The sequence below is a fragment of the Azorhizobium sp. AG788 genome (assembly GCF_004364705.1).
GTDB lineage: Bacteria > Pseudomonadota > Alphaproteobacteria > Rhizobiales > Xanthobacteraceae > Azorhizobium > Azorhizobium caulinodans.
Genome location: NZ_SOBM01000002.1, coordinates 393,053 through 416,167, shown reverse-complemented (window position 1 = coordinate 416,167; position 23,115 = coordinate 393,053). Strand labels below are relative to the sequence as shown.

Sequence of the window (23,115 nt, the reverse complement as noted above, 5' to 3'; positions counted from 1 at the left end):
GGGCGGCTTCTAAGTCTGGGGCTTCGGCACGGCGCAGGTGCGGGCTTCGCGCGGGCCTTCGGGGGCCTTGGCCAGCGCCGCGTAGAGGCTCTTGCGCCGCAGGTTCGGATTGTAGTGCGGGTCGATAAGCGATTTCGACCGCCAGCGCTCCACGAAGCGGCGGCGCTGGGCCTTCAGCCGCTCGCGATGGGCCTTGCTGCGGCGCTTCCCGCGCGAGGCGGATTCGTGGTGGATGAGGCAGGCGAAGGGCGTCCACACCAGCTCATAGCCCGCCGCCACCGCCCTCAGGCACAGGTCGATGTCGTTGCAATCCTCGGCAAAGCGCTCGGCATCGAGCGGGCCGATAGCTTCCCAGCAGGCACGGGAGATCAGGAGGCAGGCGGCGGTCACGGCGGACAGATTCTGCCGGCTGTGCAGCCGCCCCTGATAGCCGGGTGCATCCTGATCCGCATGGGCGAACCAGTGGGCGGCATAATCGAACAGGCCGCAGATCACGCCCGCATGCTGGATGGAGCGATCGGGGAACAGCAGCTTGGCGCCGACCACCCCGGTGCCCGGCAGAGCGGCGAGCGCCACCATCTCGTCCAACCAGCCCGGCTCCACCACCTCGATATCATTGTTGAGGAGGCCGATCAGACTGCCGGAGGCGGCCTCGACGCCGAGATTGCAGATGCGCGGATAATTGAAGCCGCCGTCGTCTCGCACGATGACCGTGCGCGGCCAGGCGGCCTTGATCTCCTCGAACAGCGCGAAGGTCGCCGGCTCCACCGAGCCGTTGTCCACCACCACGATCTCGAAATTGCGATAGCGCGTCAGCGCGATCATGGAACGCAGCGCGAGGCCCAGCAGGTCGGCCCGGTCGCGGGTGGGGATCACGAAGGAGACGAGCGGGGCATCCTCCGGCAGCGGATAGACCGGCTGGAGGCGTCCCGCGGTGGCCTCAACCTCGGCAACGCCGGTCGCGGCCTTGAGCGCGGCGGCGGCGTCCGCCACCACGTGCGGCGCGAAGGTGCCGTCGCCCATCTCCGGCGGGCGGGAGAAGGCGACGCGCGGCAGGTGCAGGATGCGCGCGGGATCGAGCGGTTCGGCCGCCCGCAGCAGCAGGTCATAGGCCCAGGCGGCGCCGAAGCCGGCGCGCGCCCCGGCGATCTCGGCCAGCCGGGCAGGCGAGAAGACGCGGAGGGCCCCCACATAATCGAGGCTGCGCAGCAGATGCCGGTTGAAGGCCGGCTTGAAGAGGCCATCCACCGGCGTGCCGGTGTCATCGAGGCGCTCCTCGTCCGTATAGAGCAGCGCACAATCGGGATGAACGGCGAAGGCGGCGCGGATCATCGCGACGGCATCGCGGGTCGGCGTGCCGCGCGGATCGAGGGGCGCGACCAGCGCGGCCGGAACGAGCGCGCTGGCCGCATTGAAGGCCTCCGGTCCCTCGGGAGCCGCATGGGCCACGAGACGGATGCGCGCGTCGGAAGGCGGAAGAACGGGCGGGGCGCCTTCGGGGTGCAGGATAACCCACTGCCAGTTGGGGTCGGTCTGTGCGGCGAGGGCCGCGGCCACGCGCGCGACATCCGCAGCGGCAGTCAGGGCGCTGATGAAGGCGAGGGGTGGGGCCGCCTCCTTCGGAGGAACGGCGACGAAGTCCTCGACGAACCGGGCCCGATAGGCTCGGTAGAAGGCCGCCTGTTCCTGCGCATGGGCGGGACCTGCCTGCAACAGCGCGCCATGGAGGCCGCGCAGGTCGCGTGCGGCAATGGTTGCCGCTTTCCAGCGCTTCAACACCGAGCCCGGAGCGAACCGACCGGCCGCGAAGGCATGAAGCTTCAACTCCACCTTGGTGCGTGGGAAATAGCCGATGGTCAGATCCGTCGGCGCATCTGGCAGCAGCAGCGCCACCGCCCCTTTCGGCACGAACGCGCCCGTGGTGCCCGGCTCCAGCGTCGCGGGTCCGAGCGGCCGGCCGGTGCGATCCACGAAGCGACCGCCGCGCGATATGGTGCCGCCGAGCCAGAACACGAGGGCATAGCCCCGCCGGCGCGCCCGCCAGCGGATGGGAAGCGGCAGCGCGATCTCGGCGGCGCCTTCGGCGGTGCGGCGCACCCGCAACGGGCGGGGCGGAATGAGGTCGGACATCGCGCCGGATTTTTCCTGAAAACGCGGCCGGACGCGGCCGCCAGCGCGGTTGAAGCACCAAGCCGCCGGCCGGGCAAGCCGGCTTGACGTGCGTGCCGCGCCGCCCTGAACTGCGCCGCCGCCGCTCCGGCCTTTCGGTCGTGGGCCGTCGCACCTATCTCAGCCGCACCGCACAGACGCGGGCTTTGCCGGCCGCCGGAGGGAATCAGTCATGTCGCGTAGCGTGGATCTTTTCGTCATCGGCGGCGGCTCGGGCGGCGTGCGGGCCGGACGCATCGCGGCCCAGCACGGCGCGAAGGTGATGCTGGCGGAGGAATATCGCCTCGGCGGGACCTGCGTGATCCGCGGCTGCGTGCCGAAGAAGCTGTTCGTCTATGCCGGACGCTATGCCCATGATCTGGAAGACATGGCCGGCTTCGGCTGGACCGTGGAGGGCGCCCGCTTCGACTGGCCGACGCTGATCGCACGCAAGGACCAGGAGATCGCCCGTCTGGAGGGCATCTACCGCCGCAACCTCGTGGCGCCGGGTGTCGAGATCGTGGACGGGCGGGCCGAGATCATCGGCCCCAACCGCGTGCGCCTCGTCGCCACGGGCGAGGAGATCGAGGCCGGCCACATCCTCATCGCCACCGGCGCGCATCCCGCGCTCGGCCCCGCGATTTCCGGCGCCGAGCACGCCATCACCTCCAACGAGGCCTTCCATCTGCCCCGCCTGCCGCCGCGCATCCTGATCCAGGGCGGCGGCTATATCGCGGTGGAGTTCGCCTGCCTGTTCCGCGCGCTGGGCAGCGAGGTGCATCTCGTGTTCCGCGCCGACCAGATTCTGCGCGGCTTCGACGAGGACGTGCGCGCGCTGGTGGCGCAGGAGATGGCCCATTCAGGCATCGTGTTCCACACAGGCCAGACCCTCACCGGCATCACCGCAGAGGGCGGCACGAAGACGGTGACCCTGTCCGACGGCTCCGCCATCGCGGTGGACGAGGTGATGTTGGCCATCGGCCGTCTGCCCAACACCTCGGGCCTGGGGCTGGACGTCGTGGGCGTTGCCACCGACAAGGTAGGCGCGGTGATCGTCGATGCGGACGGGCGCACCAATGTGCCGTCCATCTATGCGGTGGGCGATGTCACCAACCGCATCAACCTGACCCCCGTGGCCATCCGCGAGGGCCATGCCTTCGCGGACAGCGTGTTCGGCAACAAGCCCTGGCGGGTGGATCACAGCCTCGTCGCGACCGCCGTCTTCACCGAGCCGGAGGTGGGCACCTGCGGCCTCAGCGAGACCGCCGCGCGCGCCGCCGGGCATGCGGTGGACATCTACAAGTCCCAGTTCCGTCCCATGCGGGCGACCCTCTCGGGCCGCGAGACGCGCATGCTGGTGAAGCTCATCGTCGATCAGCAGAGCGACAAGGTGCTGGGCTGCCACGTGGTGGGCGAGGGCGCGGGCGAGATCATCCAGATGGCCGCCATCGCCATGGGCATGGGCGCCACCAAGGCGGATTTCGATCGCACGGTCGCTGTCCATCCCACGGCGGCAGAGGAACTCGTGACGCTGCGCACCAAGAGCGCGTGAGCTCGCCAGCGGACCCTCTGGACGAACGCCCACCGGCTTTGCCATAGAGCCGGCGGGCGTCGATGGATTTCGGGTGGAGCGACTCGCCTCCAGCCGATCCGGCGCCGAAGCGGGCGTTCCATTCCTTCGGGGGTATTCCGTGCGCAAGTCAGGTTCTGTGGCCGTGCTGGCCGCCGCTGTGTTCCTCTCCGCCGCCGCCTCTGCGGCGCCGATCCCGCCGCAGCAGGACAAGGCGGGAGCCTTGCTCAAGTATCAGGTGCTGACGCCCCCGGACCGGCGGGCGACCCTCGACGCGTTCATGGGCCGCAAGCTCAGCGACGGCGCCTTCACGGCGCTCGACGCCTGCACCCTGCGGCAGGCGACGGAAGACAATGCGGGCCGGGTGAAGCTGTCGGCCACCATCGCTGCCTGCGCCAAGGAAACCGGCAACTGACGAGTTCGGCGGGGCGGTTGCGCCCCGCCGATACGGGTCAATGCGGCTGCGCGCCCATCTGGCCGCCGAAGAGCTTTCCCTTCTCGGCCCAGAAGGTGGAGAGGATGGCGAGGAAGCCGAGGCAGAAATAGCCGAGCGCCAGCGGCAGCACCGACCCCGCCACCGACTGGCCGACCACCATGCCCATGATGGCCCCGAACAGCGTCGTGTAGAAGCCGATGAAGGACGATGCGGTGCCGGCAATGGCGCCGAGCGGCTCCATGGCCATGGAGTTGAAGTTCGGCACGGTGAGCGCGAACAGCGCCTGGTTGAGCGCGATCAGCGTGCAGAAGAGCAGGAAGGGCGGCTTGCCGTCATAGGCGAGGGCGAATGCCACCTGCAGCCCGCCCACCAGCGTGAAGCCGATGATGGCGGCGTGCGAGAGATGGCGCATGCCGATGCGCCCCACGAGCCGGGAATTGAGGAAGGACGCCGCCGACATCACCGCCGCGACGGACGAGAAGGCGAGGGGGAAGGCACTGCCGAGATGATAGACCTCGGTGTCGAAGATCTGCGGGGCCGAGGCGACGAAGGACATCAGCGCGCCCATCATCAGCCCCATGCCGGTGGCATAGCCGAAGGCCCGCCGCGTCGTGACCGTGACCTTCAGCCCGCGCACGATGGAGGCGACGGAGAAGGGCACGCGATTTTCCGGATGCAGCGTCTCCGGCATGCGCAGGCCGAACCAGACGGCCAGAATCACGCCGAGCGCCAGCATGGCGAGGAAGATGAGGTGCCACGTGCCCACCAGCAGGATGGCGCTGCCGAGCGTCGGCGCCACCACGGGCACGACGAGGAACACCATCATGCACAGCGACATGACGCGGGCCATGTCGCGGCCCTTGAAGCGGTCGCGCACGATGGCGACAGAGAGCACGCGGGCCGCCGCCGTGCCCATGCCCTGGATTGCGCGGGCCACCAGCAGGACCGTGAAGTTGTCTGTGACCATGGCCAGGCCGCAGCCCACTGCATAGATGGCGAGACCGATGATGAGGGCGGGCTTGCGGCCGATGACGTCGGAGATGGTGCCGAACACCAGCTGCATCAGCGCGAAGCCGATCATGTAGGCGGTGACGATGAGCTGGAGATCGCCGGCGCGGGGCACCTTCAGATCGACGCGGATCGGCTCGAAGGCCGGGAGCAGGTTGTCGATGGAGAAGGCGGTGACGCCCATCATCAGCGCGACGAGGGCGACGAATTCGACAAAGCTGGGCTTCTGGGCCGCCGCCGATGCGACGCCCGGATCAGATCTGGTCATACATTTACTCAAGGTGGGGCCGCGCGACGCCAGCCGCGCAGGGCCAGCCCTTTTAAGCGATGCCGCGACAAAAAGCGCGTCCCTGTGCGGGCAGGGCGGGCGGGGATGATTGCATGGAGCGCATGGCTCATTGCGTGGCTGATTTTCAGGCAGACGTCGCGCTCATGTGACAATCCGCAGGGCAGACCCGCCATGTTCCGGTTTCGTGCCCCCGGTGGGTCGTGTATAAGCGCCAATCCGCATCCTCTGACCATGGAGCCAAGGACCGGACGCACGGCGCATGGGCGCCGCGCGAAACTGGATGGAGATCACTATGACCACCCGCCCTGTTTCCGACCGCAACCCGAGCGCCGAGATCGTGTCTCGCCGCGCCGAAGGCTGGCGTCCGGATTCCTGGCGATTTTATCCCGTGGTCCAGGTGCCCGATTATCCAGACAAGGTCGCGCTCGGCGAGGTGGAGGGCAAGCTCGCCTCCTACCCGCCGCTGGTTTTTGCAGGTGAGGCCCGCCGCCTGAAGGCGCACCTCGCCAAGGTTGCGGCCGGCGAGGCTTTCCTGCTCCAGGGCGGTGACTGCGCCGAGAGCTTCGACGAGCATTCGGCAGACAACATCCGCGATTTCTTCCGGGTGTTCCTGCAGATGGCCGTGGTGCTGACCTTCTCCGGCGGCTCGCCGGTGGTGAAGGTGGGCCGCATCGCCGGCCAGTTCGCCAAGCCCCGGTCGGCCCCGACCGAGACGGTCAACGGCGTGGAACTGCCGAGCTACCGCGGCGACATCGTGAATGACATTGCGTTCACGCCGGACGCCCGCATTCCCGATCCGCATCGCCAGCTCGAAGCCTACCGCCAGTCGGCGGCGACGCTGAACCTGCTGCGCGCCTTCGCTTCGGGCGGCTATGCCAACCTCGCGAACGCGCATCAGTGGATGCTCGGCTTCGTGAAGGACAGCCCGCAGTCGCACCGCTATCAGGAACTGGCGAACCGCATCACCGAGGCGCTCGACTTCATGCGCGCCTGCGGGATCGATCCGCAGGTGCATCCCGAGATGCGCTCGACGGATTTCTTCACCAGCCACGAGGCGCTGCTGCTCGGCTACGAGCAGGCGCTGACCCGTGTCGATTCGACGTCCGGCGACTGGTACGCCACCTCCGGCCACATGCTGTGGATCGGCGACCGCACCCGCCAGCCGGACCATGCGCATGTCGAGTATTTCCGCGGCATCCGCAATCCGATCGGCATCAAGTGCGGTCCCTCGCTCTCGGCCGACGGTCTCATCCGCCTGCTGGACGTGCTCCAGCCCGACAATGAGGCCGGCCGCATCACCCTGATCTGCCGCTTCGGCGCGGAGAAGGCCGCCGAGCACCTGCCGGCGCTGGTGCGGGCGGTCGAGAAGGAAGGCCGCACGGTGGTGTGGTCGTGCGATCCCATGCACGGCAACACCATCAAGGCGGGCTCGGGCTACAAGACGCGGCCGTTCGACCGCATCCTGTCCGAGATCCGGACCTTCTTCGATGTCCATGCGGCGGAAGGCACGATCCCCGGCGGCGTGCATCTCGAGATGACCGGCAAGAACGTCACCGAATGCACCGGCGGCGCGCGGGCCATTTCGGATGAGGATCTGCGCGACCGCTACCACACCTATTGCGATCCGCGCCTCAATGCGGAGCAGTCCATCGAGCTCGCCTTCCTGGTAGCCGAACTGCTCAAGACCGCGCGCCAGTCGCGCGGGCGCCGGGAGGTGGTCGCGGCCGAGTAAGCCGCGTCCGTCTCACCAAACTTTTGGAGATGCCCCGGTTCGCCGGGGCATTTTCGTTTGTGGGGACGTGTCCGCTCAGGCGGCGATGGAGCGGGCGGGGCCGGTGATGCCCTCAAAGGCGCCGTCCTTCAGCTCGGCGATCAGCAGCCGGCCGGGATCGACGGGGCCTGGCATGGCGATGCGCCCATGCGGCACCACCTTGAAGCCGAAGCGCCGGTAATAGGGCTCATCCCCCACCAGCAGGATCAGGCCGTGGCCCTGCTCGCGCGCGGCGTCCATGCACACCCGCATCAGCCGGCCGCCGATGCCCACCGCCCGGAACGGCGGCTCGACCGTGAGCGGGCCAAGCAGGAGCGCCGGCTGGCTGCCGATCAGGATGGGCGTCTGGCGCACCGAGCCCACCATCATCGTCCCCACATAAGCGGTGAAGGAGAGGGTGAGGTCGTGAGGGACGTTCTCCCGCAGCCGGAAGGCGGTGCGGGCGAAGCGGCCGGGGCCGAAGGTCCGCTGGTGCAACCGCTCGATGGCGGTGTTGCTCTCAGGCGATTCGGTCGTGACGGTGATGGGCAGTTCGGTCATGGATCAGGGCCTTCGGCGCGAGACGGGATGCACCCGCCCGGGCCGCGACGGCCACTCAGGCAGGCAGGAACGCAGGACGCCGCGCCACAAGGCGCGGGGCGGTCTCTCGTCGTCGCTGGCAGGCCTGGATCATGACACCCTCAAGGGAAGGCGGCGCCATTAGCACGGCTTTTGCGGCCGGTCCAGCGCCGGCCGGAAAATGGCGAGCCGGCTCGGGACACGAAAGCCGATTGCGGGCCGGCGGGGGCCGTCGCACATTAACCGGACCCAGCCCGCGCGATCCGGGGGGCTCCGCGCGAAGGGCTAGGCCGCCGATCGTCTGTTCCCCGTGGCCTGCCGCCTTCGTGGCCGTTTCCCCCGTCGCGCTCACAAGAAGCTGGGCGCCCTGAAACCGCCGCCGCAGGCGGCCGGAGGAAACGCGATGAGGCCGATCACCCAGACGCTTGAACGCCTGTGCCTGAAATCGAACCATGTGCGCGCCATGGCGGGAGCCTTCGCCCTCGCTCTTGCGGTCGCCGGTTCCGTGCTGCCGACGCCCGCATCCGCGCTCGATGCCATTGTGGAGAAGAAGAGTTTCACGCTCCCCGCTTACACGACGCAGGGTGGCGCTCCGCTGAAGGATGTGAAGATCGGCTGGGAAGCCTATGGCACGCTCAATGCCGACAAGAGCAACGTGATCCTCGTCACGCACTTCTTCTCGGGCTCGAGCCATGCGGCGGGAAAATACAAGGCCGATGACAAGGTCGCCGGCTATTGGGACGCCATCATCGGCCCCGGCAAGCCGCTCGATACGGACAAATATTACATCATCTCGTCCGATACGCTGGTGAACCTCAACGCTTACGATCCGAACGTCATCACCACCGGCCCGGCCTCCCTTCAACCCGGCACCAACAAGCCCTATGGCATGAGCTTTCCGGTGGTCGGCATCCGCGACTTCGTGAACGTGCAGAAGGCGCTTCTCGAGAGTCTCGGCATCACCAAGCTCCATGCGGTCGCGGGCGCCTCCATGGGCGCCTTGCAGGCCTATGAATGGGCCTCCAGCTATCCCGAGATGGTGGGGCGCATCATTCCGGTGATCGGCGCCAGCGAAACCAGCGGCTGGCTGATCGCGCTGCTGGATGCGTGGGGCGCGCCCATCCGCGTCGATGCCAATTGGAACAATGGCGATTATTACGGCCGCACCCCGCCCAAGGCGGGGCTGACGCAGGCGCTCAAGATGGTGACGCTCTGGGCCGGCTACTGGACCTGGGTGGACGACACGTTCGGCCGCAAATGGGCCGAGCCGCAGCAGGATCCAGCGACCGCCATGGGCAACCGCTTCCTGGTGGAATCAACGATCGACAAGATCTCCGCCGCCCGCGCCGAACTCTCGGATGCCAACCATCTCCTCTATCTCGTGAAGGCCAACCAGCTCTTCGTGGCCGGAGGGGATGCCGCTGTCTCGCGCATCAAGGCGCCGGTGCTGTTGATCTCCACGGACGAGGATCTCGTCTTCCCGCCCCCCGTGATCGCCAAGACGGCCGAGCGCATCCGCGCCGGCGGCGCCAAGGTGGAACAGGTGAAGATCGGCGGCGGGCGCGGGCATCTGAACGGCGTCGTCAACATTTCGGAGGCGGGCGACGCCATCCGCACGTTCCTCGCGAAATGACGGGATTTGCTCAATGTGAACATCATTCACATCGAGCCCGCTCTGCGCTACGGTCTCCCGGTTCCGCCGGGAGGCCGCCTTGACCCTCGAACCGCTTCTTGCCGCCTCGCCGGCCATCCAGATCCATACGGCGACGGCGCTCGCGGCCCTGGCCCTCGGAACGGTGCAGGTCATGCGGCCCAAGGGCAGTGGCGCCCACAAGCGGATGGGGTGGCTCTGGGTGGCGCTGATGGCGGTCGTCGCGCTGAGCTCCTTCGGCATTCACGAATTGCGCCTCTGGGGGCCATGGAGCCCCATCCACATCCTCTCGGTCATCACGCTGGTCGGTTTGTGGGGCGCCGTGCGGGCGGTCCGGCAGGGGCGGATCCTGGATCACCGCCGCATCATGATGAAGCTCTTCTGGCTGGCCCTGATCGGCGCCGGAGCCTTCACGCTCGTTCCCGGACGGCTGCTGCATCAGGTGGTGTTCGGCTGAGGCGGCGGGGCCGAAAAGGGCCGTTTGCGGCTCGAATGTGGCACTCAATCCCCAGATGTCTGAACTGCCCCGCGCAAGCCCTTGTCCGCCAAGGGTTTTATTGGGCGCGGGGAGGGGGCTTTTGCTGGTGTTGCGGGGATGAATCGGCTACAAGAAACGGCTAATCGCCGACCATGAAAGAGTGCTCGTTTGGCTGATAACGACACGCCCCCGCAGGGTGGCGCGACCCCCTCGGACATCCGGCCCGTCTCCATCACGGACGAGCTGTCGCGTTCCTATCTCGATTATGCGATGAGCGTCATCGTCGCGCGCGCTCTGCCAGACGTGCGCGATGGCCTCAAGCCGGTCCACCGCCGCATCCTGTTCTCGATGCACGAGAACGGCTACGAGTGGAACAAACAGTATCGCAAGTCGGCCCGCGTCGTCGGCGACGTCATCGGTAAGTATCACCCGCACGGCGACCAGTCGGTCTATGACGCCCTCGTGCGTATGGTGCAGACCTTCTCCATGCGCGTGCCGCTGATCGACGGTCAGGGCAACTTCGGCTCGGTGGACGGCGATCCGCCGGCGGCCATGCGTTACACCGAGGTGCGCCTCGAGAAGGTGACGCAGTCGCTGCTGGATGAACTCGGCCAGGACACGGTCGATTTCCAGGCCAACTACGACAATTCCGAAAACGAACCCAGCGTTCTTCCCGCCCGCTTCCCGAATCTGCTCGTGAACGGCGCCGGCGGCATCGCGGTGGGCATGGCCACCAATATCCCGCCGCACAATCTGGGCGAGGTGATCGACGGCACGGTGGCCCTGCTCGACGATCCGGTGATGGATCCCGAGCTGCTGCTCGACTATATCCCCGGCCCCGACTTCCCGACCGGCGCCCTCATCATGGGCCGCTCCGGCATCCGCCAGGCCTACATGACCGGGCGCGGCTCGATCATGATGCGCGCCCGCGCCACCATCGAGACGGTGCGCAAGGAGCGCGAGGCGATCATCATCACCGAGATCCCGTATCAGGTGAACAAGGCGACGATGATCGAGAAGATCGCCGAACTGGTGCGCGACAAGCGCCTGGAAGGCATCGCCGAGATCCGCGACGAGAGCGACCGCGAAGGCATGCGCGTGGTCATCGAGGTGAAGCGCGACGCCCAGGCGGACGTGGTGCTGAACAATCTGTACCGCATGACGCCGCTCCAGACCTCGTTCGGCGTGAACATGGTGGCGCTCTCCGGCGGCCGCCCGGCGGTGATGACGCTGCACGATACGCTCACCGCCTTCATTGCCTTCCGTGAAGAGGTCGTAAGCCGGCGAACGAAGTTCCTGCTCCGCAAGGCCCGCGACCGAGCCCATGTGCTTGTGGGTCTCGCCATCGCCGTCGCCAACATCGATGAAATCATTCAGCTTATCCGCACCGCACCCGATCCGGGGACGGCACGCGAGCGGCTGATGGAGCGTCATTGGCCGGCTAAGGATGTGGCTTCGCTGGTGGCCTTGATCGCCGATCCGCGCCATGTGGTGGCCAGCGACGGCACCTATCGCCTCTCCATGGAGCAGGCCCGCGCCATCCTCGACCTGCGCCTGCAGCGCCTCACCGCCCTCGGTCGCGACGAAATCTCCGACGAGCTGGACAAGCTGGCGCTGGAGATCGCCGAATATCTGGAAATCCTCGCCAGCCGGCCGCGCATGCGGGCGATCATCCGCGACGAACTGCTGGCGCTGCGGGCCGAGTTCAACACGCCCCGCCGGACCGAGATCACCGAAGGGTTCGGCGATCTGGACGACGAGGACCTCATCGCCCGCGAGGACATGGTCGTTACCGTGTCTCACGCCGGCTATGTGAAGCGCGTGCCGCTGTCCACCTATCGGGCACAGCGGCGCGGGGGCAAGGGGCGCTCGGCCATGCAGACGCGCGACGAGGATTTCGTCACCCGCCTGTTCGTGGCCTCGACCCACGCCCCGGTGCTGTTCTTCTCGTCCAAGGGGCAGGTCTACAAGCTCAAGGTGTGGCGCCTGCCCGCCGCCGCGCCCCAGGCGCGCGGCAAGGCGCTCATCAATATCCTGCCGCTCCAGCCGGACGAGCGGATCACCTCCATCGTGCCGTTGCCGGAAAATCTGGAAGAGCACAGCCTCTGGCAGATCATGTTCGCGACCACCGGGGGCACCGTCCGGCGCAATGCGCTGGCCGACTTCAGCCAGGTGAACCGCAACGGCAAGATCGCCATGAAGCTGGAGGAGGGCGAGCAGATCGCCTCGGTCCAGCTCTGCAACGAGCATCAGGACGTTCTGCTGACCACGGCCAACGGCGCCTGCATCCGCTTCCCCGTCCCCGAGGTGCGCCTGTTCAAGGGTCGCGACAGCGTGGGCGTGCGTGGCATCCGGCTGGAGGATGGCGACCGGCTCATTTCCATGGCCATCATCAACCACACCGATGCCGCTGCCGAAGAGCGCGTGCAGTATCTGCGCCAGTCCCGCGCCCAGGCGGCCGAGGATGCGCCCATCGAGCTGGAGGGCGAGGCGCCCGCCGCCGAGGGCAAGCTCGATCCGGTCAAGTTCCTGGAGATGGAGACGAACGAGCAGTTCATCCTCACCCTCTCCGAGAATGGCTACGGCAAGCGCACCTCGTCCTATGAGTATCGCGTCACCGGGCGCGGCGGTAAGGGCATCGTCGCCATGGCGGTGAACGAGCGCAACGGCAAGCTCGTGGCCTCCTTCCCGGTGCGCGACGCCGACCAGATCATGCTGGTGACGGACGGTGGCCAGCTCATCCGCTGCCCGGTGAACGGCATCCGCATCGTCGGTCGCAGCAGCCAGGGCGTCATCGTCTTCGACACCGCCGCGGACGAGCGCGTGGTCTCGGTGGAGCACATCAGCGAGGACGAGGCCGGCGAAGCGACCGAGGGCGAAGGCGAGGAGACCGGCGCCCCCGACGAGAACCCCGAGGCCTGATCCATGATCTCCGCAGAGAGCCTGGCCATCTTCATCCTCGCCTGCCTCGCTCTCTGCGCGACGCCCGGCCCCAATGTGGCGCTCATTGTCGGCACCAGCCTGAAGCACGGGCGCAAGGCCGGCATGCTGAGCGCCCTTGGGGTCAATGTCGGCATCATCCTCCAGCTCGCCGCTGTGGCGGCGGGCCTCTCCTGGCTGGTGGACCTGTTCGCCCGCCATTTCGACGTGATCCGCTATCTCGGCGCGGCCTATCTGATCTGGCTCGCCGTGCTGCAATGGCGCGGCGCCGGCAAGATGGGCGACAAGCCCATGCCCACCCGCCGAGCCTCCTTCGGGCGCGGCTTCGCGGTTGCCTTCGCCAATCCCAAGACGCTGCTGTTCCACGCGGCCTTCCTGCCGCAGTTCGTCACCAACACCGCCGATCCCGGCCCGCAGATCGCGCTGCTCGCGGCCATCTTCGCGGTGATCGCGCTGGTGGGCGACATGATCTGGGCGGTGGTGGCGGACCGGGCCCGCGCGGCGCTTGCCGGCCGCTTCACCCGCATCGCCGACCGGGTGTCCGCCGGCATTCTCGCGGGCGGGGCCTTGGTGCTGCTCGCCGCCGGCCGGCGCTGACCCGCCCCATTGCGCTGCGCGCCGTCTAAGGCTACCCCATCGCCATGAGCCGACCCGACCACACGCGCCGCGTTGCCATCTATGCCGGTTCGTTCGATCCGCCGACGAACGGCCATCTCGATGTGGTCCGCTCGGCCTCGCGCCTCGCCGACCATCTCGTGCTGGCGGTCGGCATCCATCCCGGCAAGACCCCTCTGTTCACGGCCGACGAGCGGCTCGCGATGCTCAAGGACATCTGCGGTCCCATCGCGCAGGAGGAGGGCGCGACGCTCGAGGCCATCACCTTCGCCGATCTCGTGGTGAACACCGCCCGGCGGGTCGGCGCGACGCTGCTGATCCGCGGCCTGCGGGACGGCACCGACCTCGACTATGAAATGCAGATGGCGGGCATGAACGGCACCATGGCGCCGGAAATCCAGACCGTCTTTCTCCCGGCTTCGCCGCGCGTGCGCCCCATCACCGCCACGCTGGTCCGGCAAATCGCTGCCATGGGCGGCGAGGTCGCGCCGTTCGTGCCTGCGGAAGTGCTCGCGCGCCTGAAGGCCAAGTTCCCCTCCGCGTCCTGACCGGACGACCCGCCATTCACCCGCCGTCTCACGGGCGAAGACCCGCCGGCGATCCAAGGAGCCTCGTGATGTCCCGTCTCATCGGCCGCCGTGAATTCACGGGCCTTGCCCTCGCCACGGCCTTCGCCGCCCCGGCCATGGCCCAGACCGCCAAGCCTGCGCCGAAGAGCGATCCGCAGAACACGCTCTATCTCGACACGGCCTATGGCCGCGTGGTGATCGCGCTGCGTCCCGATCTCGCGCCCGCCCATGTGGAGCGCCTCAAGACGCTCACCCGCGAGGGCTATTACAACAACGTGCCGTTCCACCGCGTCATCGACGGCTTCATGGCCCAGACGGGCGATGGCCAGTATGGCAACGGCACCGGCGGTTCGAAGTATCCGAACCTGAAGGCCGAGTTCAGCAACACCCCGTTCGTGCGCGGCACGGTGGGCATGGCCCGCGCCTCCTCGCCGGACAGCGCCAATTCCCAGTTCTTCATCTGCTATGCGGATTCCTCCTTCCTCAACGGCCAGTACACGGTGGTCGGGCAGGTGGTCTCCGGCATGGAGTTCATCGACAAGCTGAGGAAGGGCCCGAAGGAAGCCAATGGCGCGGTGCCCAATCCCGACCGCATCGTGAAGATGCAGGTCGCGGCCGACGTGAAGTGATCCATTGCAACAATCATCAGGAGAGGCCCAATGGCTGAAGAACTGCTCGTCCTCGAAACCACCAAGGGCGACGTCACCATCAAGTTCCGCCCCGATCTCGCCCCGAACCACGTGGCGCGCATCAAGGAGCTGGTGAACGAAGGCTTCTACAACAACGTCCCGTTCCACCGCGTCATCGAGGGCTTCATGGCCCAGACCGGCGACGGCCAGTATGGCAACGGCATGGGCGGCTCCGGCAAGAAGCTGAAGGCCGAGTTCAATGCGGAGCCGCACGTGCGCGGCACCTGCTCCATGGCCCGCGCCCAGAACCCGGACAGCGGTGACAGCCAGTTCTTCATCTGCTTCACCGACGCCCGCTTCCTCGACCGCCAGTACACGGTGTGGGGCCAGGTGGTGTCCGGCATGGAGAATGTGGACAAGATCAAGCGCGGCGAGCCCGTGCAGGATCCCGACAAGATCGTGACGGCGAAGCTCGTCGCCGCCGAGTGATCGGCGCGCCGCTGGCGTTCTGAAGACAACGGCCCCGGTTTCCAGATGGAACCGGGGCCGTTTCATTTCTAGCGGGCGCGCACGGCCGGATGGTCGAGGACCAAGGCAAGCAGCGCCTCCACGGGCTGCGCGGAGTCGAGCCTCAGGATCGGCGCGCTCTGGCGCTGAAGCCAGTCCTCGTGGGCCGCGCGGCTGCGGCGCTCGGGACCTGCGGAGTCATAGCTTTCCGCCCATTCGAGAAAGGCCCGGCTCACCTCGGCCATGTCGCCGCCCGGCCGAATACGCTCGCCATAGCGCTGCTCCTCCCGGCGCCGGATCCGTTCCATGCGCAGCGCCGGATCGAGGTGGAGGAAGACGATGAGATTGTAGAGGGGCTCAAGCGGGGCGGCCCATTTGAGCGCAGAGCCGGAGAGCACCCACCCCACATCCGGCAGCGCCTCCTGTTGCAACAGCGCAAGGCGCGCGCTCACCTCTCGCGGGGTGGTGAAGGGTGGCTCGGTCGGCATCCAGAAGAAGCGGTCGGTGTCGAGATGCCGGATGCCCAGCACTTCCGCAACGGCGGCGCCCAGCGTCGAGGTGCCCGAACCGGACGCCCCGGTGATGTGGATATGGACCATGGCAGACCCTCCGGCGTGGGGCGCCTAGATAGGCCCTACCTGAGCCGGAATGCCATCAACTCTCGATGACGCGGCGACCGTTCTTGAGATACGGCGGGCGCGGAATGCCGGAATGGGCGGCGCGCAAAGCGGCGGACCAACGTTCGCGGAGGTCGTGGAAATAGGGCTCGCCCGGCTCGATGCGGTAGTTCAGTTCCGCTTCCAGCGTATTCGGGCAGAGCACCAGCACGTCGATGGGCAGGCCGACGCCGAGGTTCGAGCGCATGGTGCTGTCCATGGAGATGAGGCTCGCCTTGAGAGCGTCGGAAATCTCCATGTCATAGGTCACGGCGCGGTCCAGAACCGGCTTGCCGTATTTGTGCTCGCCGATCTGGAGGAAGGGCGTGTCGGTGGTGCATTCGATGAAGTTGCCCGCCGAATAGACCATGAACAGCCGCAGCGGCCCGCCGGCGATCTGGCCGCCCAGCAGGAAGGACACATCGAAGCTGACATTGCTGTGCTCCAGCGCCTGCGCATCCACCGCATGCACCTGCCGGATGGCGCGGCCCACGAGTTGCGCGGCCTGGAACATGGTGCGGCAGTCGCCGATCATCTGCCGTTCGCCGGCCTCATGGTCCTCCACGCCCTCGTGCAGCAGGCTGACCACGGACTGGGACACCGAGAGATTGCCGGCGGAGGCGAGCGCCATCACGTAATGGCCCGGCTCCTCGAAAATGTGCAGCTTGCGGAAGGTGGAGATGTTGTCGAGCCCGGCATTGGTGCGCGTGTCCGCGATCATCACCAGCCCGTCCCGAACCAGAACGCCGCAACAATAGGTCATGGTTTCTCCCAGGGCCCTTCGGGGCTCGCCCTTTCTTCCGCGCGGACGTGCCGCACGCAGCTTCTCCCAAACATAAGTCGCGGCGCAGGTCGAGCCTATTCCACTTCTTCGGGTGCCGATCCACGGCGGAAGGGGCCAAGAGCCGAGAGATCTTCATTGGCCTGCGCCACATAGGCGCGCTCGCGCTCCAGATAATTGGCGACCGCCCGCCGCAGGCCGGCGTCGGCGATCCAGTGGGCGGAATAGGTGGTGCGCGGCAGGTAGCCGCGGGCAAGCTTGTGCTCCCCCTGCGCCCCGGCCTCCACCACCTTGAGGCCCCGGGCGATCGCGAAATCCACCGCCTGATGGTAGCACACCTCGAAATGCAGGTATGGGTGATGCTCGATGCAGCCCCAATAGCGGCCATAGAGCCGGTCCGTCCCGATGAGGTTGAGCGCGCCCGCCACATAGCGCCCGGCGCGCTTCGCCATCACCAGCAGGCAGGCATCCGCCATCCGCTGCCCGAGCAGCGAGAAGAAGGCGCGGTTGAGATATGGGCTGCCCCATTTGCGGGAGCCGGTGTCCATGTAGAAGGCGAAGAAGGCATCCCAGGCGGCTTCCGTAATGTCCTTGCCGGTCAGCCACTCGATCTCGATGCCGTTCGCCAGCGCCTCCCGCCGCTCCTTGCGCAGCGCCTTGCGCTTGCGGGAGGCAAGGGCCTCCAGGAAGTCGTCATAGCTGGAGTAGCCCTCGTTCACCCAGTGGAACTGCTGGTCGGTGCGCTTCAGGAAGCCGAGCGCGGCCAGCGCCTCCCATTCCTCCTCCGTGGCGAAGGTCACATGGACGGATGAGGCATTGCGCAGCTTGGCCAGTTGCACGAGGCCAACGCCCAGCGTCTCGCGCAGGGCGCCTTCATCCCCATCGCGGCGCACCAGCAGCCGGCGGCCGGTGGCGGGGGTGAAGGGCACAGCCGCCTGCACCTTGGGATAATAGCGCCCGCCCGCGCTCTCATAGGCCTCGGCCCAGCCATGGTCGAAGACGTATTCCCCGCGCGAATGGGATTTCAGATAGGCGGGGGCGACCGCCACGGGACGGTCGTCCGGCCCGTCCAGCACCAGATGCTGGGGTTGCCAGCCGGTGCGGGCGCGGGCGCAGCCGGCTTCTTCCAGCGCCTGGAGAAAGGCGTGGGAGACGAAGGGCTCGGGACGCGCCGCGCCTCCGGCGGCACAGGCGTCCCAGTCGGCGGCTGGGATTTCGGACAGAGCGGGGAGAATGCGGATCTCGGTCATGCCCGCCTAACATGGGCCTGAAGGCGCGACGCGGGAAGATGCTGCGGTGCACCTCCGGAAGGTCGGCTTACTGCTTAGGGTAGGGCTTCAGGATCAGGATACCGAGGTTCCTGGCCGGGTAGAAGTCCTTGGCCGTCATCTGGAACTGCGTCGGACTGATCTTCTTCACGTCCTTGCCGCAGAAGCTGACGAGGTTCTCCGGGGCACCCTTGTCGACGGTGAGCTTGAAGTCCCGGATGGTGCCGCCGGACCAGTTGCCGCCCGTTTGCAGGATGTAGTGGATGCGGGCATCCGAAAAGGGCACCTCGCCGGAATTCTTCGATGCCTTGGAGGCCTTCGACACCCCATTGAGGAAGGCCTGATCGACGCAGAACTGGTCCATCTGCTGGCGCTGCTCCTCGGCGGCGTACTCATTGTCCTTGAGCTTGAGGCCGATGAGCGTGCCCGCCGACATGCCGACGCTGGGCCGGTATTTGTGCTCGACCACCAGATCCTTTCCGGCCGGAAAGGTCTGCGACCAGTAATAGGTCGACTTCAGGGTCCACTGCGGCGCCAGATGGCGCTCGGGACCCTTGCCGGCCTCATATTCGTCCACCATGCCGAGGCCGAGGGCCTCGAACTCTTTCCACTTGTCCTGCGGCAGGGCGTCCAGCGCCGCCTGCGTCTGCTTCAGATAGGGCGCAAGCGGGATCTTGAGGTCGCGCAGCATGGCCGTGCGGTCGATCTCCAGCGCCAGCGCCCGCTGCTCCAATTGGGTCTGGACCGGCTTGCCCTCGACCGTTGTCTTGAAGTCGAGGAAATTGTCCGACGCGTCATTGGGAATGGTGATGTTCAGCGATTCCCGGATGGTGATGTCGGGCATCGGGAAGGCGACGAGAACCGTCTGGTCCTGCTTGGCGGTGTTGCGGAAGACATAGCGCACCCGCACTTCCTGCTCGGAAATGAACAGGTCCTCCGAGGCCATCTCGATATCGAGATTGGGCACCAGGATGAGGCCGCCGGCGCTCAGGGCCGCTGTGCTGTCGTTGGCGAGCGCGGGCGTTCCGGCCGCCGCGGCCAGCAGGCCGGCGAGCAGGAGGCGGGCCGTGCGGCGGCCGAAGGTCTTGTGGTTGTCGATCATGCCCCGTCTCTCCCCCTCGGCCGGTCAGGGCCGGAACCCCTCGAAGACGATCTGGTCGGCGCCGGACGCGGCCAGCGCCCGATCTTGCGGTGTGCGCACCGTCCAGGTGAGCAGCGGCAGCCCCATGGCCCGCACCACCCGCAGCGCCGGCGCATCGAGGTCCGATACCCGGTAGTTCACGAACTGGAAGCGCGACCGCGACCAGTGCAGCAGGAGGCCCAGGCCCTTGCGGCGCACCGGCGGCACGCAATCCCATTCCGCATGGTCATAGCGGCGCTGGGCGACGATGCCGCGACGCACGCCCGGCGCCCGGCGCCCGATTTCCGCGACCATATCCGGATCGAAGGACATGAGGGCAATCGGCCCATTATATGCCGCCGCGAGCTCGGCCGTGCGCCGGACGAGGCGCATGTCGCCGGAGAAGTCGCTCTTGATCTCGACCACGAGCAAAGCCCGCCCGGCGACGCGCGCCAGCAGGTCCGGCAGCGTCATCATGACGTCGGAGGTGGCTTTGAAGCGCACCGTCTTCAGCTCGGCCACCGTGCGGTCTGCAAGCCGTCCTTGCGCCTGCGTCAGCCGGTCGAGGGTGAAGTCGTGGAACACGACCGCCTCGCCGTCGCGGGTGAGCTGCACGTCCAGTTCGATGGCGTAACCGGCCGCCACGGCCGCTTCCACGGCCGAGGCGGTATTCTCGATGACGCCCGCCGCCGCGTCATGCAGGCCGCGATGGGCGACGGGGCGGGCAGTCAGGTCCATGGCGCTCAGGCCACTTCCACGATGGCTTCCACTTCCACCGCCGCATCGAAGGGCAAAGCGGCGATGCCGACCGCCGAGCGGGCGTGGCGGCCCTTGTCGCCGAACACTTCCACGAACAGGTCCGAGCAGCCGTTGATGACCTTGGGGTGGTCCACGAAGTCGGGAGCCGAGTTCACGAAGCCGACCAGCTTGACGATGCGCACCACCTTGTCGAGGTCGCCGAGGGCCACCTTCATCTGAGCGATGAGGTTGATGCCGCACAGGCGGGCGGCCGCGCGGCCGGCATCCACGTCGAGGCCGGTACCGAGCTTGCCGGTGGACAGCTTGCCGGCGCCGTCGATGGAGACCTGGCCGGAAATGAAGAGCAGGTTGCCGGTGCGCACGGACGGCACATAATTGGCGAGCGGCGCGGTGGGGGTCGGCAGGGTGATGCCGAGTTCCGCCAGTTTCTGTTCAACGCTTTGCGACATAATCCTCTCCTGCCACACCAAGTGCGCAATTTGCGACTTCCTCTTGGCCGAAGCAGGGACATGGCGCAAGCCATTCGCCCGTATTGGAGATCTGAAATGCCGCTTCGTCCGGGCTCCGCGAGCCTTGCTCTTGTCCTCACGCTCGCCGGCCTGCTGCCGGCCTCCGCGGAGGCGCTCCTGCCGCATCGGGCGGGGTACAAGATGACGCTCGACGCCAGCAAGAACTCCGGCCGGCTCGACGATGCATCCGGGCGCATCGATTATGAGATCCGGGGCGATGCCTGCGAGGGCTATACGGTGAACATGCGGCAGGTCTCCAGCCTCGACACCGGGGAGGGGGCGCCCGTGCGCTCGGAGATGGTCTCCACCAGCTGGGAGGACGGCTCCGGCAACGCCTACCGCTTCAAGACGCGCGACCGCATGGACGGCGACACCAAGTCGGACGTGGATGCGCAGGCGAACCGCCTCGACAATGGCGACCTGCAGGTGAAGATCGCCAAACCGGACGCCCGCACCGTGGACCTGAAGGGCGGCATCCTGATGCCTACCGAGCACGTGGTGCATGTGCTCGAGGCCGCTGCGAAGGGCGACAGCCTTCTGGAAGCCAAGGTCTATGACGGCTCCAGCGACGGCACCAAGGTCTATAACACGCTGGCCGTCATCGGCCGCGCCAGCACCGACACGGCCAAGCTCTTCGACGGCGCCAAGGCGAGCCTGTCGGGCCACACCTTCTATCCGGTAAGCGTCAGCTACTATGACGCGGAAAAGAAGGACGCGAGCCCCGAGTATGTCATGACCTTCACGCTCTATGACAACGGCGTCATCGGCGAGCTGAAGATCGATTATGGCGACTTCGCCTTGCGCGGCGCGCTCGATGCGTTCGAACCGCTGAAGGCCTCTGCCACCCCGTGCCAGCCGAAGAAGTGAAGCGGGGCCGACATGACGCATACCCTCCATCTCGTCATCCACGGCCGCGTGCAGGGCGTCGGCTATCGGGCCTGGTGCGCGGATGAGGCGGTGGCGCGTGGCCTCTCCGGCTTCGTGCGCAACCGCCGGGAGGGCACGGTGGAGGCCGTGATTTCCGGCCCATCGGAGGCTGTCGCCGCGATGCTCGAGGCCTGCCGCTCGGGTCCCGCCCATGCCCATGTGGAGCGGATCGAGGAAGCGGTGGCGGAGGCGCCTCCCGCTGGAACCGGGTTCCGCGTGGCCGCAACGGTATGAAAATGCAACCGCCGTTGCGCGTGCGGCCGCCTGCCGAGTGCTAAGCCGGCAGCAAAGGGGCGGGGCGTGCTTTTCCCGTCATAGCCACCCATAGGGAAAGGGAGCTATAGACCGCGCTCCAACTTGCCCAGGAGAGGGCCGTGCGTCTGTCTTCCACTGCACAGCCGATCGATTCCCGCTATGGCACGCCGCCCTTCGGACGGGCGCCCGAGGAGCCGACGCCCTGGTGGGCCACGGCGCGGGGCGTGGCGGTCATCGTCGGCCTCTGGGCGCTGGCGCATGCCCTGGTGGCGGTGCTGCTGGAATCGTCCATCAATGTGGACGACGCCATCGAGAGCTATCTGGTCCAGTCGTTCCAGCTCTCCTATGTGCCGCGCAATCCGCCGCTGTTCGACTGGCTGCTCTATGGCCTGCTCTGGATCTTTGGGCCCGGCACGCTGCCCTATGCGATCCTGCGCTACGTGCTGCTGTTTACCTGCGGCATGCTGGTCTATCGCATCGCCCGCCGGGTGATCGCGGACCCGAAGCTTCAGGCGCTCGCCGTCTTCTCGCTCTCGGCGCTATGGGTGATCGGCTATCACAGCCACCGCATCCTCACCCATTCCAATGTGATGATTGTCGCCATCGCCGGCAGCTTCCTGACGCTGCTGGCCATCGTGCGCGCGCCCTCGGCCGCCCTCTACGCGGGCCTCGGGGCCTGGATCGCCGTCGGCCTGCTGGGCAAGTTCGGCTTCCTGCCCTTCGTCATCGTGCTGGTGCTGGCGAGCCTGTTCGAGCCGAGCTTCCGCCGCGCGTTGTTCGACCGGCGCATCCTGTTGACGCTGCTGGTCGCAGCCGGTCCGCTTGCCGTCTATCTGGTGGCGCTGAAGATGCTGGGCCAGGATGTGATGGCCGCCACCGCCGAGGTGGTGGGCCCGAGCCCGGACCGCAGCTTCCGCAACGTGCTCGACACCTTCGCCGGGGCGTGGATCGGCTATCTGCTGCCGTTCGCGGCGCTCGCTGGCGCGGTCTTCCTGCCCTTCAACCGGGGCGAGGACGCCACTCCCTCGACCGAGGACCGCGCGGCCCCGCGCCGGGTGATCCGCACCATCATCATCCTCGGCACCGTGGGCACGCTCATCGGCGCGCTGGCGGTGGGCTCCACCAGCCTGCGCGACCGCTATTTCCACGTCTTCTTTCTGCTCTCCACCGTCTATGTCTTTGCCGAACTGGAGCGGCTCGGCGGCTGGCGCGACCGGGTTAAGCTCTATCTGTGGGCGCTGGCCATCGTCGCTTTCGGCGTGCTGCTGGTGCGCGCGGCCATCACGCTCTGGCCCGATCCGCGCCTGTGCGGCCGCTGCGTCGCCGCCGAGCCCCTGAAGGCGCTGCGGCCGGTGATCGATCTCCAGTTCGGCGATGCGCCGACGCTGGTCGCCGACGACCGCATGTCGGCCGGCCGCCTCAAGGCCGCCATCCCCAATGCCCGCGTGGTGCTGATCCCGCCGGATACCTACCGCCCGCCGGCCCGTGCGGCGACGGGCTGCGCCCGCATCGCCGGCATCTCCAACGGCATCGGCAACCTGCCGCTGCCGAAGTCGGACGGCTCGACCATCGAGATCTGGTACAAATGGTGGGGTCCGCTGCTCCGCCCCCGCCGCCAGAGCCTGTGGCAGGTCATCCCGCTGAAGCTCGATGATCCGCTGTGCAGGTAGG

Annotated in this window: 21 protein-coding genes and 1 pseudogene; 13 read left to right on the top strand and 9 right to left on the bottom strand. The window is 67.4% G+C overall.

The window, feature by feature from the left end; genetic code table 11:
- Nucleotides 1-9: 9 nt before the first annotated feature.
- Complete coding sequence (locus DFO45_RS05960) at nt 10-2,130, bottom strand: glycosyltransferase family 2 protein (protein ID WP_133864159.1); 2,121 nt, start codon at nt 2,128-2,130, stop codon at nt 10-12.
- A 211-nt stretch (nt 2,131-2,341) separates the two neighbouring features.
- Between DFO45_RS05960 and gor the strand changes: the two are divergent.
- Together gor and DFO45_RS05950 are read left to right on the top strand one after the other, a co-directional pair.
- A pseudogene (gor, locus tag DFO45_RS05955) lies at nt 2,342-3,747 on the top strand (glutathione-disulfide reductase).
- Between the two features lie 92 nt (nt 3,748-3,839).
- Nucleotides 3,840-4,133 (top strand): hypothetical protein, encoded by a 294-nt coding sequence (locus tag DFO45_RS05950; protein WP_133864157.1) that lies wholly within the window; start codon nt 3,840-3,842, stop codon nt 4,131-4,133.
- Nucleotides 4,134-4,170: 37 nt separating this feature from the next.
- Here the strand turns inward: DFO45_RS05950 and DFO45_RS05945 are convergent, their stop codons facing one another.
- Entirely contained in the window at nt 4,171-5,430 is a 1,260-nt protein-coding gene (locus tag DFO45_RS05945; RefSeq protein WP_043879277.1) for a multidrug effflux MFS transporter, read from the bottom strand.
- A 313-nt stretch (nt 5,431-5,743) separates the two neighbouring features.
- Here DFO45_RS05945 and DFO45_RS05940 point away from each other — a divergent pair, with 313 nt between their 5' ends.
- On the top strand, nt 5,744-7,183 hold the full coding sequence (locus tag DFO45_RS05940) for a 3-deoxy-7-phosphoheptulonate synthase class II (protein ID WP_133864156.1): 1,440 nt from the start codon (nt 5,744-5,746) through the stop codon (nt 7,181-7,183).
- A 75-nt stretch (nt 7,184-7,258) separates the two neighbouring features.
- Here DFO45_RS05940 and DFO45_RS05935 read toward each other — a convergent pair whose 3' ends face one another.
- A complete protein-coding gene (locus DFO45_RS05935; protein ID WP_133864155.1) occupies nt 7,259-7,762 on the bottom strand; it encodes an N-acetyltransferase in 504 nt (167 codons plus the stop codon).
- Nucleotides 7,763-8,183: 421 nt separating this feature from the next.
- On the opposite strand from DFO45_RS05935, the gene DFO45_RS05930 reads away from it, so the two are divergent.
- The 7 genes from DFO45_RS05930 (at nt 8,184) to DFO45_RS05900 (ending at nt 15,151) form a co-directional block, all read left to right on the top strand.
- The gene (locus tag DFO45_RS05930; protein WP_245517960.1) at nt 8,184-9,413 is read left to right on the top strand and encodes a homoserine O-acetyltransferase; all 1,230 of its coding nucleotides are present in this window, start codon (nt 8,184-8,186) and stop codon (nt 9,411-9,413) included.
- 79 nt (nt 9,414-9,492) lie between these two features.
- Nucleotides 9,493-9,888, top strand: a complete 396-nt coding sequence (locus DFO45_RS05925) for a DUF2306 domain-containing protein (RefSeq protein WP_133864154.1) — start codon at nt 9,493-9,495, stop codon at nt 9,886-9,888.
- A 189-nt stretch (nt 9,889-10,077) separates the two neighbouring features.
- Entirely contained in the window at nt 10,078-12,831 is a 2,754-nt protein-coding gene (gene gyrA, locus DFO45_RS05920; protein WP_133864153.1) for a DNA gyrase subunit A, read from the top strand.
- A gap of 3 nt (nt 12,832-12,834) precedes the next feature.
- On the top strand, nt 12,835-13,446 hold the full coding sequence (locus tag DFO45_RS05915; protein ID WP_133864152.1) for a LysE family translocator: 612 nt from the start codon (nt 12,835-12,837) through the stop codon (nt 13,444-13,446).
- A 44-nt stretch (nt 13,447-13,490) separates the two neighbouring features.
- Nucleotides 13,491-14,012: a pantetheine-phosphate adenylyltransferase gene (gene coaD, locus DFO45_RS05910; RefSeq protein ID WP_133864151.1), complete on the top strand. Its 522-nt coding sequence runs from the start codon at nt 13,491-13,493 to the stop codon at nt 14,010-14,012.
- 68 nt (nt 14,013-14,080) lie between these two features.
- Nucleotides 14,081-14,662 carry a peptidylprolyl isomerase gene (locus DFO45_RS05905; RefSeq protein WP_133864150.1) on the top strand — a complete coding sequence of 194 codons (582 nt, stop codon included), beginning with the start codon at nt 14,081-14,083 and terminating at the stop codon, nt 14,660-14,662.
- Between the two features lie 30 nt (nt 14,663-14,692).
- On the top strand, nt 14,693-15,151 hold the full coding sequence (locus DFO45_RS05900; RefSeq protein WP_012170851.1) for a peptidylprolyl isomerase: 459 nt from the start codon (nt 14,693-14,695) through the stop codon (nt 15,149-15,151).
- Nucleotides 15,152-15,219: 68 nt separating this feature from the next.
- Here the strand turns inward: DFO45_RS05900 and DFO45_RS05895 are convergent, their stop codons facing one another.
- From DFO45_RS05895 to DFO45_RS05870, 6 genes are all read right to left on the bottom strand, one after another.
- Nucleotides 15,220-15,768 (bottom strand): AAA family ATPase, encoded by a 549-nt coding sequence (locus DFO45_RS05895; protein ID WP_133864149.1) that lies wholly within the window; start codon nt 15,766-15,768, stop codon nt 15,220-15,222.
- Nucleotides 15,769-15,823: 55 nt separating this feature from the next.
- A complete protein-coding gene (locus DFO45_RS05890; RefSeq protein WP_012170849.1) occupies nt 15,824-16,588 on the bottom strand; it encodes a proteasome-type protease in 765 nt (254 codons plus the stop codon).
- 95 nt (nt 16,589-16,683) lie between these two features.
- On the bottom strand, nt 16,684-17,856 hold the full coding sequence (locus DFO45_RS05885) for a GNAT family N-acetyltransferase (RefSeq protein WP_133864148.1): 1,173 nt from the start codon (nt 17,854-17,856) through the stop codon (nt 16,684-16,686).
- Between the two features lie 67 nt (nt 17,857-17,923).
- On the bottom strand, nt 17,924-18,976 hold the full coding sequence (locus DFO45_RS05880) for a DUF4424 domain-containing protein (protein WP_133864147.1): 1,053 nt from the start codon (nt 18,974-18,976) through the stop codon (nt 17,924-17,926).
- A gap of 24 nt (nt 18,977-19,000) precedes the next feature.
- Nucleotides 19,001-19,741, bottom strand: coding sequence for a glycerophosphodiester phosphodiesterase family protein (locus tag DFO45_RS05875; RefSeq protein ID WP_133864417.1), 741 nt, complete (start codon nt 19,739-19,741; stop codon nt 19,001-19,003).
- Nucleotides 19,738-20,202, bottom strand: a complete 465-nt coding sequence (locus DFO45_RS05870) for a RidA family protein (RefSeq protein ID WP_133864146.1) — start codon at nt 20,200-20,202, stop codon at nt 19,738-19,740. Before DFO45_RS05870 ends, DFO45_RS05875 begins: the two co-directional genes overlap by 4 nt.
- 96 nt (nt 20,203-20,298) lie before the next feature.
- Here DFO45_RS05870 and DFO45_RS05865 point away from each other — a divergent pair, with 96 nt between their 5' ends.
- The 3 genes from DFO45_RS05865 (at nt 20,299) to DFO45_RS05855 (ending at nt 23,114) form a co-directional block, all read left to right on the top strand.
- A complete protein-coding gene (locus tag DFO45_RS05865; protein ID WP_166657056.1) occupies nt 20,299-21,129 on the top strand; it encodes a cell envelope integrity EipB family protein in 831 nt (276 codons plus the stop codon).
- A 12-nt stretch (nt 21,130-21,141) separates the two neighbouring features.
- On the top strand, nt 21,142-21,423 hold the full coding sequence (locus DFO45_RS05860) for an acylphosphatase (protein WP_133864144.1): 282 nt from the start codon (nt 21,142-21,144) through the stop codon (nt 21,421-21,423).
- A 140-nt stretch (nt 21,424-21,563) separates the two neighbouring features.
- Nucleotides 21,564-23,114 (top strand): glycosyltransferase family 39 protein, encoded by a 1,551-nt coding sequence (locus DFO45_RS05855; RefSeq protein ID WP_012170842.1) that lies wholly within the window; start codon nt 21,564-21,566, stop codon nt 23,112-23,114.
- Nucleotide 23,115: the final 1 nt, after the last annotated feature.